This is a genomic window from Dyadobacter sp. HNCC25DJ185, assembly GCF_056895195.1.
In genome coordinates, this window is record NZ_JBXHAR010000001.1 from 1,111,407 (window position 1) to 1,127,247 (window position 15,841).

General features: G+C 45.3%; 14 protein-coding genes. 9 read left to right on the top strand and 5 right to left on the bottom strand.

Annotated features, from left to right (window positions below):
* Window positions 1–232 precede the first annotated feature (232 nt).
* Together AC1XUF_RS04630 and AC1XUF_RS04635 are read right to left on the bottom strand one after the other, a co-directional pair.
* Complete coding sequence (locus tag AC1XUF_RS04630; protein WP_483340492.1) at window positions 233–1,114, bottom strand: bestrophin family protein; 882 nt, start codon at window positions 1,112–1,114, stop codon at window positions 233–235.
* Complete coding sequence (locus AC1XUF_RS04635; RefSeq protein ID WP_483340493.1) at window positions 1,111–1,698, bottom strand: 3'-5' exonuclease; 588 nt, start codon at window positions 1,696–1,698, stop codon at window positions 1,111–1,113. Before AC1XUF_RS04635 ends, AC1XUF_RS04630 begins: the two co-directional genes overlap by 4 nt.
* Before the next feature lie 120 nt (window positions 1,699–1,818).
* Here AC1XUF_RS04635 and nspC point away from each other — a divergent pair, with 120 nt between their 5' ends.
* On the top strand, window positions 1,819–2,976 hold the full coding sequence (gene nspC, locus AC1XUF_RS04640) for a carboxynorspermidine decarboxylase (protein ID WP_483340635.1): 1,158 nt from the start codon (window positions 1,819–1,821) through the stop codon (window positions 2,974–2,976).
* 120 nt (window positions 2,977–3,096) lie between these two features.
* Here nspC and AC1XUF_RS04645 read toward each other — a convergent pair whose 3' ends face one another.
* Window positions 3,097–3,993, bottom strand: coding sequence for a PIG-L deacetylase family protein (locus tag AC1XUF_RS04645; RefSeq protein ID WP_483340494.1), 897 nt, complete (start codon window positions 3,991–3,993; stop codon window positions 3,097–3,099).
* Between the two features lie 196 nt (window positions 3,994–4,189).
* Between AC1XUF_RS04645 and AC1XUF_RS04650 the strand changes: the two genes are divergently transcribed.
* The 5 genes from AC1XUF_RS04650 (at window position 4,190) to AC1XUF_RS04670 (ending at window position 11,947) form a co-directional block, all read left to right on the top strand.
* On the top strand, window positions 4,190–5,854 hold the full coding sequence (locus AC1XUF_RS04650) for a CTP synthase (protein WP_483340495.1): 1,665 nt from the start codon (window positions 4,190–4,192) through the stop codon (window positions 5,852–5,854).
* Between the two features lie 81 nt (window positions 5,855–5,935).
* Window positions 5,936–7,759 (top strand): membrane protein insertase YidC, encoded by a 1,824-nt coding sequence (gene yidC / locus AC1XUF_RS04655; protein ID WP_483340496.1) that lies wholly within the window; start codon window positions 5,936–5,938, stop codon window positions 7,757–7,759.
* A gap of 120 nt (window positions 7,760–7,879) precedes the next feature.
* Window positions 7,880–9,592 carry an ABC transporter substrate-binding protein gene (locus AC1XUF_RS04660; protein ID WP_483340497.1) on the top strand — a complete coding sequence of 571 codons (1,713 nt, stop codon included), beginning with the start codon at window positions 7,880–7,882 and terminating at the stop codon, window positions 9,590–9,592.
* An 18-nt stretch (window positions 9,593–9,610) separates the two neighbouring features.
* Entirely contained in the window at window positions 9,611–10,906 is a 1,296-nt protein-coding gene (gene hemL / locus AC1XUF_RS04665; RefSeq protein ID WP_483340498.1) for a glutamate-1-semialdehyde 2,1-aminomutase, read from the top strand.
* A gap of 30 nt (window positions 10,907–10,936) precedes the next feature.
* The gene (locus AC1XUF_RS04670; protein WP_483340499.1) at window positions 10,937–11,947 is read left to right on the top strand and encodes a glycosyltransferase family 2 protein; all 1,011 of its coding nucleotides are present in this window, start codon (window positions 10,937–10,939) and stop codon (window positions 11,945–11,947) included.
* A gap of 28 nt (window positions 11,948–11,975) precedes the next feature.
* On the opposite strand, the gene AC1XUF_RS04675 is transcribed toward AC1XUF_RS04670, so the two are convergent.
* The gene (locus tag AC1XUF_RS04675; RefSeq protein WP_483340500.1) at window positions 11,976–12,746 is read right to left on the bottom strand and encodes a class I SAM-dependent methyltransferase; all 771 of its coding nucleotides are present in this window, start codon (window positions 12,744–12,746) and stop codon (window positions 11,976–11,978) included.
* Window positions 12,747–12,855: 109 nt separating this feature from the next.
* On the opposite strand from AC1XUF_RS04675, the gene AC1XUF_RS04680 reads away from it, so the two are divergent.
* On the top strand, window positions 12,856–13,179 hold the full coding sequence (locus tag AC1XUF_RS04680) for a hypothetical protein (RefSeq protein WP_483340501.1): 324 nt from the start codon (window positions 12,856–12,858) through the stop codon (window positions 13,177–13,179).
* Window positions 13,180–13,214: 35 nt separating this feature from the next.
* On the opposite strand, the gene AC1XUF_RS04685 is transcribed toward AC1XUF_RS04680, so the two are convergent.
* Window positions 13,215–13,367, bottom strand: coding sequence for a hypothetical protein (locus tag AC1XUF_RS04685; protein WP_166444435.1), 153 nt, complete (start codon window positions 13,365–13,367; stop codon window positions 13,215–13,217).
* 189 nt (window positions 13,368–13,556) lie between these two features.
* On the opposite strand from AC1XUF_RS04685, the gene hisS reads away from it, so the two are divergent.
* Together hisS and hisG are read left to right on the top strand one after the other, a co-directional pair.
* Window positions 13,557–14,924 (top strand): histidine--tRNA ligase, encoded by a 1,368-nt coding sequence (gene hisS / locus AC1XUF_RS04690; RefSeq protein ID WP_483340502.1) that lies wholly within the window; start codon window positions 13,557–13,559, stop codon window positions 14,922–14,924.
* 53 nt (window positions 14,925–14,977) lie between these two features.
* Entirely contained in the window at window positions 14,978–15,841 is an 864-nt protein-coding gene (gene hisG / locus AC1XUF_RS04695) for an ATP phosphoribosyltransferase (RefSeq protein WP_483340503.1), read from the top strand.

The following is a 15,841-nucleotide window of genomic DNA, read 5'->3' on the forward strand; positions in this document are numbered from 1 at the left end:
ATGACGTTGTCAAGCGCTCTAATTTGTCTCAAAATTGCGTGTTTTGACAAAAACGGGTCTAATCGGGACCGGTTTCGATTATTAATTGCCGATACTTCAAAAAACAGGTTTTAACTGGAAGGGATTTTAAGAGAAAAAGTGGATTGGCAAATGAAATCGGTTTCAAAAATGTCTCCTGGGAAGACCTAAAAAAAAGAGTAATTTTAATCAGTTTCTAATCAGACTCTAATTTTTACCAAAGCAGTGCTTCTGATGATACCCTGATGCCATTGCAAATCCGCTCAATCGGCAAATCGTTGCTATCCTCGCCAAACGGGTCTTCAATTTCCTCGGCGATCACTTCCAGACTGGCGAGAATGTAAAACACGAACATGACAAAAGGAATTACCAGAAAATGCAGGCTGAACACGTAGCCAATGGGCAAGGTAAGGCAATAGGTGAAGATAAATTTCTTGATGAAAGAGCTGTAAGACAGTGGTATAGGTGTATTTTTTATCCTTTCGCAGGCACCACAGATGTCTGCAAAGGATTCAAGTTGACTGTTTAACAGAATAATGTGTTCCGGTAGCAGAATGCCTCTTTTCTGCAATTCAATCACTTTTGCAAAGATCGCTGAAGAGATCTGGTTAGGGACATGGTCCTGGGTTTTTAGCCATGTTTTCTCGTAAAGTTTTGAATCTTCAAATTCTTCCGGAATATACCGGCCCCTGAGGTGATTTTTCAGCGAGAAGGCATAGTTGGGTATCATTTTCTGAAAAAACTGGCGCTCATCGGAATATTCTGGGCCCAAAAGTGCATTGATCTTAATCGCCAGGTTGCGGCTATTGTTTACAAGCGCCCCCCATTGTCTGCGGCCTTCCCACCACCTGTCATAAGCCGTATTGGTGCGGAATACGAGGAGCATGGAGATCACGAATCCCAGCAGCGAATGCATCAGGGATATATTTTTGAGATCATGGTTTTCGCCAAACTTCCAATGTGTAATAAAAAGGTATGCGATGATTGCAGAATAAACGCCAATGGTAACGATCAGCGGAGTGAGTTTGCGGACTGTATCCGCCTTTTGAAAATAGAAGATGTAACGAAACCACTCTTTGGGATTATAATCTATCATACAAGTTTGACCTGATCAATCAGTTTGAAAAACTCCTTAAAGCATTTGGCTGTCAGCCGGGCGTCTTCCAGGGCGTTGTGTGTGTCTTCTGTACGTTCAAAGCCAAAATAGCCGGCTACCGATCCCAGGCTCAGTGACCGGGGGACTGTTTTACCGTTTTTCTCTAAAATCTGGAAGAAAAGATAAGATACCGTGTGCAAATCCAGCATCTTGTTGGAGAAAGACCATTTCATTTTTTCGCTGCGATAGGCAAACCGTAGGAAATTGATGTCATTGATAACACTCTGGCCGCAAATGATCACGTTGGAAAGCCCCGGTTTGCCTGCATTCAGTTTTTTGATCCATTTTTCAAATTCAGGCAGAACGTCATAGATCATCGGCGCGTCTTCCAGGTCAGCCATGGAAAGACCGTGAATTTCTTCGGATTTGACAGAAAAAGCCTCTTCGTTCTCCGGATATACATTCTGAAGGTAAGTCCCCAATGGGCGCCAGCTATCGTCAAACAGTTCAGCGCCAATTTGGATGATCTCATTCCAGCCTGGTTCCGGTCCGGTCATTTCAATATCTAATACGAGGAAGGCCATCGGTCCTGAAGGGAATTAAGAAAGAATGATCGTGATTTGGAAACTCAAACTAATACTTTTGCGTACAAAAGTAGAGAAACATTGCGCTATAAGCTGATCCGTAACATTCATTTATCACAAATGCCAATAGATTATAACCAAATCCCGTCACCGTGTTTTGTGCTGGACGAGACGCTTCTCCGTAAAAACCTGGAACTGATTGATTCCGTCCAGAAGGAAGCAGGCTGCGAGATCATCCTCGCGTTAAAGGGATTTTCGATGTACAGCGTTTTTCCGATTGTCAAAGAATATTTGAGCGGGGCCACCGCCAGCTCTCTGAATGAAGTGAAGCTGATCAACGATTTTATGGGCTGCAAAGCGCATACCTATATGCCCGCTTATCTGGACCAGGAGTTTGCCGAGATCATGGAGCGCAGCAGCCACATCACTTTTAACTCGCTGAGCCAATGGCAGCGGTTCCAGGGAAGAGTGGAGGAATTTAGATCTGTAAATCCGGAGCATGAACTTTCCTGCGGTATCCGTGTAAACCCGCAGTATTCGGAAGTCACTACGGATATGTACAATCCCTGCGTGCCTGGCAGCAGGCTGGGGGTTACCCGAGACAAATTGCCCGATGAATTACCGGCCGGAATTGACGGTATTCATTTTCATACACTCTGCGAAAATGATTCGGATACTTTGGAAAGAACCCTGCAAGCGTTGGAATCCAGATTCGGTGATTTGCTTTACCAGGCGAAGTGGCTCAATATGGGTGGGGGGCACTTAATGACGAGGGAAGGATACGACATTGAAAAGCTAATAAAATTAGTTAGCAGTATCAAGGAGAAATATGACCTGAAAGTTATCCTGGAACCGGGCTCTGCCATCGCCTGGCGCACCGGAGACCTGGTGACTACAGTGCTGGATGTCATGGACAGCCAGGGCGTCGAAGTAGTGATACTGGACACATCATTCGCGGCCCATATGCCAGATACTTTGGAGATGCCATATAAACCTTTTATTGCCAACTCATACCACGAACCAGTGTCCGGAAAGCCGACATACAGAATGGGGGGAATGACCTGTTTGGCTGGAGATTTTATTGGTGACTATTCTTTCGACGAACCGTTGAAAATTGGCGATAAAATCATATTTGAGGATATGATCCATTATACGATGGTGAAAACTACCACATTTAACGGCGTTAATTTACCTTCCATTGGTATTGCTGGAAAGGATTCTCGTTTTAAGCTAATCCGGTCTTTCGGTTATGAGAGTTTTAAAGATCGGTTATCTTAGTAAATATATCATTATTTCTTGATTTACGTTCGCTACAAACGAGGGTGCCGGACTGGAAACGTTATATATGCATTTCCAGTCCGACGTCTCTATTTTTAAGGATGACTGGCCCGTCTACAATTAGGGAAGCATAGGGAAAAGCCGCTTGATTTCTTCAGTCGAGGGCTGCTTTCCGTATTCACAAATCTCAAACACTTCTACGAATTTAATCTGATCCGCCTTGTCTTTTCCATACCATTTTTCGAGGGAAGCTTTGATTTCGGGGGTCACTGATGAGCGTTTTTCCATGGAGGTAAGCAGCCATTTTTTTCGTTCAACCAGGTCTTTGGGAACATTAGCAAGGTCCTGATTGGTCCATGGTAGCCACTCATAGAACTGGGAGACGTGGGCGTCGAGACCGTCTACTTTTTTAGCTAAGATATGGGTGATATCGATAGCAATATCAGGACGGAAAGGATTAGGGCGTTGAAAGCGGTCGCGGAAATAGAGAAAAACAGGGTTTTTGGTCAACGGGGGGACACTGCTAAGAATGTTGGGTACAATCACCAGATAGGCAGCGTCCTGTACCACGACACCGGTATTGCGGTGATCGGGATGGTAATCGTTGGTTCTTGGCGCGATGACGAGGTCTGCATTCCATTCACGGATTTTTCGGATTACGGCTAGGCGGTTTTCCAAGGTGGGGAGAAGTTCGCCGTCGTGGTTGTCCAAAACATCATAGGCAATGCCCAATCGTTTTGCGACCTCCTGTGTTTCTTTAAACCGGCGCATGGCAAGCTCGCCTCCCCCGATATCCTGGTGCCCTGCATCGCCATTGGTGAGGGACACAAATTTGACTTTATGTCCCATAGAAGAATAGATGGAGGCAATACCGCCAGCCCCGAGGTCACAATCGTCGGGATGTGCACCAAATACGATTATTTTGAGGGGCGCTTTTTGCGGCTGTTGCGAAGTTTGGGCGAAAGATCCGCCTGTGCAGAAGCTCAAATGAATCAGTAGTATCAGTTTTTTCATCATTTACCAGGGTTTAATAATTGTGTTTAGTGGTTAAAAATGGAATTTAGGAATTAGTTATCAAAATTAACCTCGTTTAACTGGGCAGTGTAACAAGACGTTAAGTCGGGCTGGCAAATATTTAGATAGTGCCCGCTAAGATTCTTCCAACATTCCTGTATCTTTGTATCCCGTAATCATAGAAAAAAAGCAACGTCTTATGGCTGCTAAAGCACAAAAGACCGCGAAGTACATTTTCGTTACGGGCGGTGTTACATCTTCACTTGGCAAGGGAATCATTGCCTCTTCATTAGCTAAACTGCTGCAAGCCAGAGGGCTTTCTGTCACCATTCAAAAATTTGATCCTTATTTGAATATCGATCCGGGTACCATGAATCCGTATGAGCATGGCGAATGCTACGTTACAGACGACGGAGCCGAAACAGACCTGGATCTTGGACACTACGAGCGCTTCCTGAACGTCAGGACGTCGCAGGCCAACAATGTCACCACAGGGCGGGTTTACCACAATGTGATCACCGCAGAACGGCGTGGCGACTTCCTCGGAAAAACAGTACAAGTTGTCCCTCACATTACCGACGAGCTCAAAAGAAACATGCTTTTGCTCGGCCAAACAGGAGACTATGACATTGTCATTACTGAGATCGGGGGCTGCGTAGGGGATATAGAGTCACTTCCTTTTCTGGAGGCTGTCCGCCAGGTTAAATTTGAGATGGAGGAGCACGATACCCTGGTGATCCACCTTACGTTGATTCCTTACCTCAATTCCGCAGGCGAGTTAAAAACCAAGCCCACACAGCATTCTGTGAGAATGTTACAGGAATCGGGTATTCAGCCGGATATTCTGGTTTGCCGGTCAGAACATCCGCTGCCGTACGACATCCGTAAGAAAATTGCGCTGTTCTGTAATGTCCAGGTGAACTCGGTAATAGAGGCGATGGATGCGGACACGATCTATGCAGTACCTCTTTTGATGCTGAAGGAAAGGCTGGATCAAAGGGCTTTGTATATGCTGGACATCTATAACGACAAAGATGTGGACCTGGATTCGTGGAAAACCTTCTTGTCGAGACTTAAAAATCCAATGGATGCTATCCGTATAGGGCTGGTCGGCAAATATGTGGAGCTGCATGATGCTTATAAGTCCATTGTGGAGTCGTTTATTCACGCCGGGGCAGCCAATGAATGCAAGGTGAATATCGAATGGATCCATTCAGAAAGCCTTACTGCGGATAATGTGGTCGAAAAGCTGGAAAATCTGGATGGGGTATTGGTTGCGCCGGGTTTTGGCGAAAGAGGTATTGAGGGAAAAATTGCGGCTATCCAGTATGTGCGTGAGAACAACATTCCGTTTTTCGGGATCTGCCTTGGTATGCAGATGGCGGTGATCGAATTCGCAAGAAACGTGATCGGTTGGGAGAACGCGCATTCTGTAGAGATGGATGTCAATACGGACCATCCCGTTATCCACCTGATGAAAGATCAGAAAGATGTTTCCAACAAGGGGGGGACGATGAGATTGGGGGCTTACGCGTGCCGGATTAAAAAGGATACGCTTGCTCACAGCATTTATGGGAAAACGAATATCAGTGAGCGTCACCGTCACCGCTACGAGTTTAATAGCAAATACCTCAAAGAATTTGAAGAAAAGGGCCTGATTGCGACAGGTATCAACCCCGACAATGACCTGGTCGAAATGATGGAATTGCCGAGCCATCCATTTTATATTGGTGTGCAGTTTCACCCTGAGCTGAAAAGTACTGTGATGAACCCTCATCCACTTTTTGTCAATTTTGTGCGTGCTGCCCTGGCTTATTCTCTTGAGAGAAAGTCGGTGGAGTCTTTAAATCCGTCAATCCACTGAGCACAAAAGGCCTTTAAGGAAAATCTTATTACCTTTGCCGTCCCAAAGGGGACGTATTATTTCAATCATTTTAAGTAAATAATGGATAAAAATTTTATAATCGGCTTAGTACTCATCATGCTAATGCTGATAGGCTACCAGATACTGGTTCCGAAACCTGTGGAACCAACGCCTGAGGAGCAAGTAACGCAGGGTTCTGCAAAATCATCATCTGTCGCTTCATCAATCGTTCCGGATTCCATCCAAGCACCCTCCCAATCAGCCGATTCTGTTGCACAAACTGCTCCCAAAGAGCTTGTTATAGAAACTAATGATACCCGGATCGTTTTCACGAACAAAGGTGGTGTCATGAAAGAGGTGATGTTGAAAAAATACAAAACCTACGATCAGAAGCCGCTTTATCTGATCGCCGAGAACCACAATAACTTTCAGATCAACTTTCCTACACAGACAGGGGATGTAAATCTGACAAGTCAATATTTTACAACGAACTCCGAAAATCAGACGCTTTCTGAGAAGGATTCCGCCATTATCACCTATCGAGCCAATCTCAAAAACAACCAGTTCGTAGAGCAAACTTATGTGGTGCGAGGCAGTGGCTACGTGATTGATTACGGTATCAGATCCAATGGCGTAGGATTGGCAGACAAGTCGGTTGGATTCAACTGGAACAATGATTTGCTGCAGCTTGAAAACGACATGAAGAAGAACCGCGAAGTGGTCACAATTAACTATTTTACGGATGAACTGCGGAGCCTGCCGACCAGTCCAACCTCAAATGAAGAGGAAAAAACGGCTGATCCTGTTAAATGGTTTACGATTAAGCACAAATACTTTCTTGCCGGCCTGATTGCAGAAAAGCACGCATTTGGCAATGTGACACTTCGTGCGGATGTCAATCCGAATGATTCGACGATCGTTAAAACAATGCATGTGTCTGCGGGTATCCCTATGTCAGCTATTCAAAAAGGAGAGGCTAATTTCCAGTTTTTCCTTGGGCCCAACGACTACCATTTGGTGGGCAAGGTTAAGGCTGAAAACTTTGACCAGAATGTGTATCTGGGATACGCATTCCTGAAACCAATCAATAAATTTTTCCTGGTACCGCTTTTCAACTTCCTCGAAAAGTTTGTCAGCAATTATGGCTTGCTCATTATTCTTTTGGTATTGTTTGTAAAAACGCTTCTGACGCCTTTAACCTATAAGTCGTACATCAGTATGGCCAAAATGAAACTGCTGGCCCCTGAATTGGAGCAAATTCGTCAGCAAAATCCTGACGATATGGCAAAACAGCAGCAGGATCAGATGAAACTTTACCAGCAGGTGGGCGTGAGTCCTTTGAGTGGCTGTATTCCGGTATTGGCAACCATGCCGATCTTGTTCTCGTTGTTTTTTCTTTTTCCCAACCTGATCGAGTTAAGGCAGCAGTCGTTTTTGTGGGCCAGTGACCTTTCCACATATGACTCGTTTATCAAGTTGCCAGTCACCATCCCATTGGGCATTGGGAATCACATCAGCTTGTTTACCATCCTTATGACCGCTTCGAGTATTGGTTATGCGTATTACAATAACCAGATCACCCCTACACAACCCGGGCCGGTGAATATGAAAGTGCTTGGTTATATCATGCCGCTGATGTTTATGTTTGTTTTGAATTCCTTTCCGGCTGGTTTGACATTCTATTATTTTGTATCGAATATTACCACGATCGCCCAGCAATTGCTTATCAAGAAATTTGTGAATGAGGACAAGATCAAGGCAATTTTGGAAGAGAACCGTAAGAAAAACGCGAACGGGGAGAAGAAACAAACCAAGTTCCAGAAGTATCTTGAAAAATCACTTCAGGCAGCCGAAGAGGCAAAGAAAAAACAGGCGGAGCTAGAGAAACGCGCTAAAAAGAAATAAAAGATTTTTCGAATCGTAATATAAGGGCAATGTTCCAGACGGGAATATTGCCCGTTTTTTTCTCTTAGAACGGTTTTTGTAATTTGTCTGATCCAAATCAATATTGACCCCACAATTCTGATGAGAGTTACTATTTTCCTGATCCTGCTGGTCCAACTGGGTTTTAATAATACTGTTTTGGGCCAAAATTTTCCACAGGTTGAAGCCAAATACAGATCAGCGGTCAACGATTATAAACAAGGCAGGTATGCGGTCGCCATGGACAAGCTTTTTCCACTGACCAGCATTAATACCAAAACCCCTTATTCTCCCTACGCGCATTATTATTATGCGCTTTCCGCATACCAGCTGAAGCGTTTTCGCGAAAGCCGCCAGATGTTGCAGCAGTTGCAGAGCCGGTATCCTGGATGGAATAAGATCAACGACGTTTTTTACCTGCTCGGCGCTGTCGCTCTTGAGAATGGACAGGTCAGTGAAGGGCTTGATCATCTGGCAAAAATAAGGGACTCGGCCTTCGCCAAGGATGTACAGGCGTTGAAATATCGACATCTGGCAGCAATCAATGACATATCCAAATTAAAAGACCTGCAAAGGCAGTATTCGTCGGATCGCGATGTCGCTCTGGTGTTGTTTCAAACTATTCAAAATTCCCCTTCTGCGCCCCAGTCCGACATACAGATCGCCGAGCACCTTGAAAAGCAGTTTAAATTCAGTAAGAAAGAGAAAGCTGTAGCGGACGAAGCGCCGAAACGCAGCATACCAAAAGAGGATAAGCAATGGACTAAAGGGTACCTAGATGTTTCGGTTCTTCTGCCTTTCAGGCTCGATGAATTTGCTACTTCAAAACACCGCTCCAATCAGTTTGCATACGATTATTATTTGGGCCTTGTGATGGCCAGGGAGCAGCTGCTGGCTGAGGGCATCCAAGTAAATCTTTGGGCTTACGATGTGAGCAGCGACCAGAGTGTCATGGAGAACATCGTCAATAATAGAAATTTCCAGTTGTCGGATATGGTGATCGGCCCATTGTACAACAGCACATTTGACGTTACCGCAAACTATGTTTCCAAAGCAGATATGGTCATGTTAAATCCCCTTTCAACCGATCTTGGATTGCTGAAATCTGCCCCCAATATTTATCTCGGGCACCCGTCAATTACTTTTCAGACCCAGAAGGCTGTGCAATGGATGAAAACGCAGTCTCCCGGAATGTCCGTCGGCGTGTTTTACGGCAACACGCCGAAAGACTCTGCTATGGCCGCTTCTTATGTAAGCGAGTGGAAAAGTAAGGGTGGGAAGGTGCTTGGTGTTTTGAAAATCCAGTCTGACCGTGAATGGCTGGAAAGTAACATTCCTGGTTACGAAACCGGGAAACCTGCCCATATTGCTTTGTTTTCATCAGATGGTGCGTCAGGAGTTAATCTGATCGAGGTACTGAACAGCCGCAAACTGATCAATACGCCCGTCCTGGCGACATCTACCAGCTTTAACACACAGCAATCACGGGTAGCGAAATATGGGAGCAGGTTATCATTGATTAATCCTGACTATGTGGATCGGGAAAAGGAAAGTATCCGTCAATTTCAGAGAAACTACTGGAACAAAACAAGCACTTTTCCTACCGTATATTCTTATCAAGGTTATGATCAGCTGTTGTTTTTTGGGAGAATGCTCTCGAAGTATAAAGACAAACTTTCCAATGGACTGCAATCCCGAAAATATGGTGAGGAAGAATATCTTCTTGCAGGATTTGATTATACAAAAGCCAACGAAAACCAGATTACGCCTGTTTTAAAATTCAATGGTTCCAAATGGATACCCATTGACAGGTAACTCCAATTGACCCAAACAATGAATATTTCCACAAGTAAGAGTCTTTTCGAAAAAGCGCAGAATTTTATACCTGGCGGCGTTAATTCGCCTGTCAGGGCATTCAGGGCGGTAGGCGGTTCGCCGATTTTTATCAAGTCCGCGAAAGGTCCGTATGTATATGACGAGGACGGAAATGAATACATTGAGCTCATCAACTCCTGGGGGCCGATGATCCTGGGCCATGCGCACGAATTGATTCAAAAGGCGGTTTCCGATGCCATTCAGTATTCTTTTTCTTTTGGTGCCCCAACCAGGAGAGAAGTCGAAATTGCCGAGTTGATCGTGGGAATGGTCCCCTCGATCGAAAAGGTGAGGATGGTGAACTCAGGTACGGAGGCAACTATGTCGGCCATCAGGGTCGCAAGGGGATTTACCGGGCGCGACAAGATCATCAAATTTGAAGGCTGCTATCATGGGCATGGAGATAGCTTCCTGATCGCCGCTGGAAGCGGAGCAGCCACATTTGGCACACCTGACAGTCCGGGAGTGACTCGTGGTGTCGCAAACGATACATTGACAGCACCTTTTAATGACCTCACTGCCGTTCAGCAGCTTGTTGACGCCAATAAAGGCAAGGTCGCTGCCTTAATTCTCGAACCAGTAGTGGGAAATATGGGTTGCGTACTTCCCGCAGAGGGATTTTTGGAGGGTTTGAGAAGAATATGCGATGAGGAGGGTATTGTCCTCATCCTGGACGAAGTGATGACTGGCTTCCGTTTGTCAAAAGGAGGGGCACAGGAAAGATTTGGAATCAAACCTGACCTGACTACCCTTGGAAAAATCATTGGGGGAGGAATGCCGGTGGGCGCTTATGGCGGTCGGGCCGAAATCATGAACTGGGTTTCCCCAGCCGGACCGGTATACCAGGCAGGAACCCTCTCGGGCAACCCGATTGCTATGGCAGCAGGACTTACCATGCTGACTTACCTGGATGAGCACCCTGAAGTATATACTCAACTGGAAGCCTCCGGAAGTAAGTTGGCCGCCGGATTTCAGGCTTCGCAGCAAAAACTGGGACTCAGCTATACATTGAACCAGATTGGCTCTATGTATACTTTATTCTTTACCAATCAGGAAGTTACGGATTTCCCTTCTGCCAAAACTTCTGACTTGGTGTTATTCGGAAAGTACTTTCATGCAATGCTTAATCGTGGAATTTACATGGGCCCTTCCCAATTCGAGAGTATGTTTCTTTCAACTGCCTTAACAGATGCACACCTGAACCGGATCATTGAGGCGAACGAAGAGTCGCTTGTAGAAATTCTGAGCGTATAAACATTCACTCATTCCAACATATCCTTGAAAATGCGCCGCTATTCCATCATCATCCCAGTTTATAATCGCCCTGATGAGCTGCAGGAATTACTGGAATGTCTTGTGGTACAGACTTACAGGAATTTTGAAGTCATCATTGTGGAAGACGGATCAAAAATCAGGGCCGATGAAGTTGTGAATGCTTTTGCAGGCAGATTGGATATTAAGTATTTCTTCAAGGAAAATGGCGGTCAGGGTTTTGCAAGAAACCATGGTTTCGAGAAAGCTTCCGGAGATTATTTTATTCTGCTGGATTCCGACGCATTAATTGAGCCAGATTATCTGCAAGTTGTTGATGATAGGTTGAACTCAGAATTTGTGGATCTGTACGGTGGCCCTGATACTGATCATGCTTCATTTACACCAATTCAAAGAGCGATCAGCTACTCGATGACTTCCTTCTTTACAACGGGTGGAATAAGAGGGAAAAAGAATAATATGGGGGGGACATTTCACCCTAGAAGCTTCAATATGGGCTTGTCGCGCCAGGTCTGGGAGAAAACGGGGGGCTTTCTGACCAGCAGGATGGGGGAGGACATCCTTTTCAGTATCGGCGCGATGCGTCTCGGATTCCGCTCGGCTTTGATTCCGGAAGCATTTATCTACCATAAGCGGAGGACGAGATTTCTCCCATTTTTCAGACAACTCAAATTCTTCGGACGGGCCAGGATTAACATTGCCCGCTTTTATCCGGACGAGTTAAAGCTGGTGCATACTTTTCCATTGCTTTTCACTTTCGCCGTTTGCAGTATCCCGTTATGGTTTTTTATTTATAAACCAGTGTTTTATCTGGGTCTTGCCGGACTTTTGATGTACATATCGTTGTTGTTCATCGACGCATGGCGGCAAACCAAGAGTGGTGTGGTAGCGATTTTGAGCGTGGCCGCTGCTTTTGTTCAGCTTTTCGGGTATGGTACCGGATTTATGCAGGAAGGATGGAAACGGATCTTTGAAAAAAAATCACATCGTGAGACAGGCGCCGCAATTGAATATCCTTCGTGAGATCGGTGCTGCAAGTCAGACAAGTCACTTACTTCCAGCAATAATAGACGATTTCTTCGCCAGGTAGTGAGTACTTCTTCACTTCGGCCCGCGAAAGCTCGTCCATCACAAATCGGTCTTCTTTTACGTTGAAGCCTCCTTTTTGCAGTTCAGCTCCGTAATTTCTCCCAAAAAGCCTCAAATGGTCATTTTGAAGAAAATGCTTTTCACGCTCTTTTGGATCAGTAATGCTGGCATCCTCATAAGTGGTTTCATATTTCATATCCTGGGGGGACTGGATAAGCGCCCAGCCTCCCGGTTTTAGCACCCGATGCAATTCGCTCATGGCCAGTATATAGTCCTCCACGTGCTCCATGACGTGATTACAGAAGGCGACATCAAAGGTATTATCAGGGAACGGGATCTGATGAATGTCCATTTTCACTTTCGCCAGCGGAGACTCAATGTCTGCGGTGATGTAATCCAGATTTTTCATTTGCTCAAACCGGTCGATAAAGCAATACTCTGGCGCTACGTGAAGGACTTTGAGATTGGCTGTGTAAAAATCCGTTTTTCTTTTGAGATAAAGGGCCATCAGGCGATGACGTTCCAAAGCCAGGCAATGCGGACAAAGCGCGTTTTCTCTGCTGGAAGTGTTTCTCCCGTAAGGAAGGAACTTGCGATAGTGACTGTCGCAAACCGGGCACTCAACTTTATTGCCGATATAAAATATGCTGAGGAAGCGTGCGACCCAATGTCCGACTAATTGAAGATAGGGGCGGGGAATATACCGTAATACTAAACTAATGATGGATTTCATTAAATCAATTAACTAAAAATTAATAATTTTAGGATCATCATATGGAAAATTTCAGTTAATGATTCCCTCAATTGATCCGAAACCACCCGGTAAAAGGCTGATTAAAAGAATGTCAACGCGTACCAAATGGATGATCCTGGCTCCATGCGGATTGTTGCTTTTTAGCTTCGGCCTGACCGTCCTGAGCCAGGCTGCCCATGAGCGGCGGATCGGGGAGCCTACGCAGGTATGGGTCGTTCTTGGACTGTACAGTTTGGCATTGATCAATGGCGGACTGATTATGTTTGGGGAAGCACTTCGTTTTCGTATCCTTCTGCATGTCCGTCGGGAAACCCGCCGCAGCATGCGTCAGCTTATTCGCAAGGTAAATACGAAGTCTTCTGCCAAATCAAAGTCCGGCAAAAAAACAAAAAGCCCCACCAAAACAGATTGACAGGACTAGTTGAATAACATTCCGGAGAGGCTTATTTATTTTTTATTGGCTTCAAACTGAGCCTTTATTGCCTCAACATCTACGTTGCGAACTTCTGGTTTACGTAAAAGATCTTTGATTTTTGCAGTACGGTTATTAGCTACCGCCTTGTTTCTGCGACCCTTACGTTTCAATTCCGTAACTCCCATTGTAATTTTTGTTTTGTGAAAGAGCCGCAAAATTAATCAATTTCGCATAAATATTGCAGTCCATAGTCACAAATATTACATAACCTGCCCTAACTTTGCGCGTCGTCCGGCTTTTGGGCACTTTTTTATTTACACCTGCCGATTTATTTATAAAAAGCAGTCACCGTATTTTTGATTGAACTTTAAATAATGAGTAAACCATCCTTAGCCCGTGGAACCCGTGATTTCGGTCCGGAACAAATGGCGAAGCGAACCTTCATTTTCGATACAATCCGCCGTTCATTTCAGCGTTACGGTTTTCTTCCTCTCGAAACTCCTGCTTTTGAAAATCTCTCTGTCCTGATGGGCAAATACGGGGATGAAGGAGATCAGCTTTTATTTAAACTTCTTAATTCCGGGGATTTCAGCGGCAAACTTTCAGATGACGATTGGAGAGAAGGTTACAAGCCTTTGACCCCGAAGATTTCGGAGAAGGGCCTGAGATACGATCTAACTGTCCCCTTTGCCCGGTATGTTGTAATGAACCGCGGCACTTTGGCAATGCCTTTTAAAAGGTATCAGATACAGCCTGTATGGCGTGCGGATCGTCCTCAGAAGGGGCGCTACCGCGAATTTTACCAATGTGATGCGGATGTTGTCGGTACGGATTCCCTGCTTTGCGAAGCGGAGATCGTCATGTTGCTGCATGATATTTTGCCGGCGCTGGGGATCACAGATTTTACAGTTAAAATCAACAACCGTAAAATCCTGACGGGTATTGCAGATATGGTCGGGGCGCACGGTCTGGAAGGGCCGCTTTGTGTCGCCATCGACAAGCTGGATAAAATAGGGAAAGATAAGGTTGTGGAGGAGTTGCTCGAAAAGGGTTTTTCTGGCGAAAGTATAGCGCAGTTGGAACCGGTTTTTAGTTTATCGAATGAAAATGAGCCATTTACGGAACTGAGAAGCTGGCTTGCCGACTCTGAAATTGCCCTGAAAGGAATTCAGGAATTGGAAGCGGTTTGGGCGATGGTCAAGGTTTTTGGCTTGGAAAATGCTAAAATCGAATTTGATGTAACACTGGCGCGGGGCCTTTCTTATTATACCGGTGCCATTTTTGAGGTAAAGGCCAATAACGTGCAAATCGGAAGTATTTCAGGAGGCGGAAGGTACGATAACCTGACCGGGACATTTGGCGTTCCGGGGATATCAGGCGTAGGCATTTCGCTTGGCGTCGACCGGATTTATGATGTCATGGAGGAGCTGGGACTTTTTACAGAAGACCAGCGGACGAGCACCAAAGTGATGATTTCTAATTTTGATGAAGAAGCGTTTACCTTTGGCCTCTCGATTTTGCCTAAATTAAGGAATGCGGGAATTAATTCAGAAATCTATCCGGACCAGGTCAAATTGAAAAAGCAGTTGGATTATGCCGATCGAAAAAACATACCTTTTGTCATCCTGATCGGTTCTGAAGAAATGCAGTCACGGCTGCTCACCCTGAAAAATATGAAAACCGGGGAGCAGCAAAAATTGGCTGCCGAGGACATTATATCCATGCTGGCCGAAGAAAATTAATCGGCCGGTGTAACTTTAATTATGCTAAATAGTCTTTAAAGGCTCTTATTACAATGAATGACAATATTTTAAGAATTGCAATACAGAAATCGGGCAGGTTGAGTGAGGATTCTTTGAAATTAATTAAAGAGTGCGGTATCCGTTTCGATAACGGGGCTGGAAAACTGAAAACCGATGCGACGAATTTCCCTGCCGAAATCCTTTTTTTAAGGGATGACGATATTCCGGGCTACGTAGAGGACGGTGTGGCGCACTTAGGGATAGTGGGCGAAAACGTGTCTGAAGAATCGGCCAGGAATGTGGATACCGTTCATAGGCTCGGTTTTTCCAAATGCAGGCTTTCGATTGGGGTATTGCGCGAGCATGATTATTCTGGCGTGCAGGACCTGGAGGGGAAAAGTATTGCAACAACTTATCCGAGGTTGTTGGGTCAGTATCTGAAAGCCAATAACGTCTCTGCACAGATTCACGAGATCAGCGGGTCGGTCGAAATTGCGCCGAGCATTGGTCTCGCTGATGCGGTTTGTGATATTGTGAGCTCTGGCAGTACTTTGTTAAGCAATGGTTTAAAGGAAGTCGAAACGATCTTCCGATCGGAGGCGGTAATGATTGCCAGCAAACATTTGTCGGATGTTCAAAGGAATTTGCTGGACCAGCTTCTGTTCCGCATCAAGTCCGTTCAGGTAGCTAAAAATAATAAGTATATCCTGCTCAATTGCCCGACCGACGCGGTCGAAAATATTTCCAAATTTCTGCCAGGCATGCGTTCGCCGACTATCTTACCGCTTACGACAGAAGGTTGGTGTTCCCTGCATTCCGTAATCAATGAGAACGAATTCTGGGAAAACATAGAGAAGATCCGGCAAGCGGGTGCAGAGGGCATCCTTGTAATTCCAATAGAGAAAATGATTTTGTAG

What these genes read in the sequence shown, in the direction of transcription:
- AC1XUF_RS04630 (WP_483340492.1), bottom strand. Translation starts at nt 1,114, where the DNA reads ATGATAGATTATAATCCCAAAGAGTGGTTTCGTTACATCTTCTATTTT.
- AC1XUF_RS04635 (WP_483340493.1), bottom strand. Translation starts at nt 1,698, where the DNA reads ATGGCCTTCCTCGTATTAGATATTGAAATGACCGGACCGGAACCAGGC.
- nspC (WP_483340635.1), top strand. Translation starts at nt 1,819, where the DNA reads ATGCCAATAGATTATAACCAAATCCCGTCACCGTGTTTTGTGCTGGAC.
- AC1XUF_RS04645 (WP_483340494.1), bottom strand. Translation starts at nt 3,993, where the DNA reads ATGATGAAAAAACTGATACTACTGATTCATTTGAGCTTCTGCACAGGC.
- AC1XUF_RS04650 (WP_483340495.1), top strand. Translation starts at nt 4,190, where the DNA reads ATGGCTGCTAAAGCACAAAAGACCGCGAAGTACATTTTCGTTACGGGC.
- yidC (WP_483340496.1), top strand. Translation starts at nt 5,936, where the DNA reads ATGGATAAAAATTTTATAATCGGCTTAGTACTCATCATGCTAATGCTG.
- AC1XUF_RS04660 (WP_483340497.1), top strand. Translation starts at nt 7,880, where the DNA reads ATGAGAGTTACTATTTTCCTGATCCTGCTGGTCCAACTGGGTTTTAAT.
- hemL (WP_483340498.1), top strand. Translation starts at nt 9,611, where the DNA reads ATGAATATTTCCACAAGTAAGAGTCTTTTCGAAAAAGCGCAGAATTTT.
- AC1XUF_RS04670 (WP_483340499.1), top strand. Translation starts at nt 10,937, where the DNA reads ATGCGCCGCTATTCCATCATCATCCCAGTTTATAATCGCCCTGATGAG.
- AC1XUF_RS04675 (WP_483340500.1), bottom strand. Translation starts at nt 12,746, where the DNA reads ATGAAATCCATCATTAGTTTAGTATTACGGTATATTCCCCGCCCCTAT.
- AC1XUF_RS04680 (WP_483340501.1), top strand. Translation starts at nt 12,856, where the DNA reads ATGTCAACGCGTACCAAATGGATGATCCTGGCTCCATGCGGATTGTTG.
- AC1XUF_RS04685 (WP_166444435.1), bottom strand. Translation starts at nt 13,367, where the DNA reads ATGGGAGTTACGGAATTGAAACGTAAGGGTCGCAGAAACAAGGCGGTA.
- hisS (WP_483340502.1), top strand. Translation starts at nt 13,557, where the DNA reads ATGAGTAAACCATCCTTAGCCCGTGGAACCCGTGATTTCGGTCCGGAA.
- hisG (WP_483340503.1), top strand. Translation starts at nt 14,978, where the DNA reads ATGAATGACAATATTTTAAGAATTGCAATACAGAAATCGGGCAGGTTG.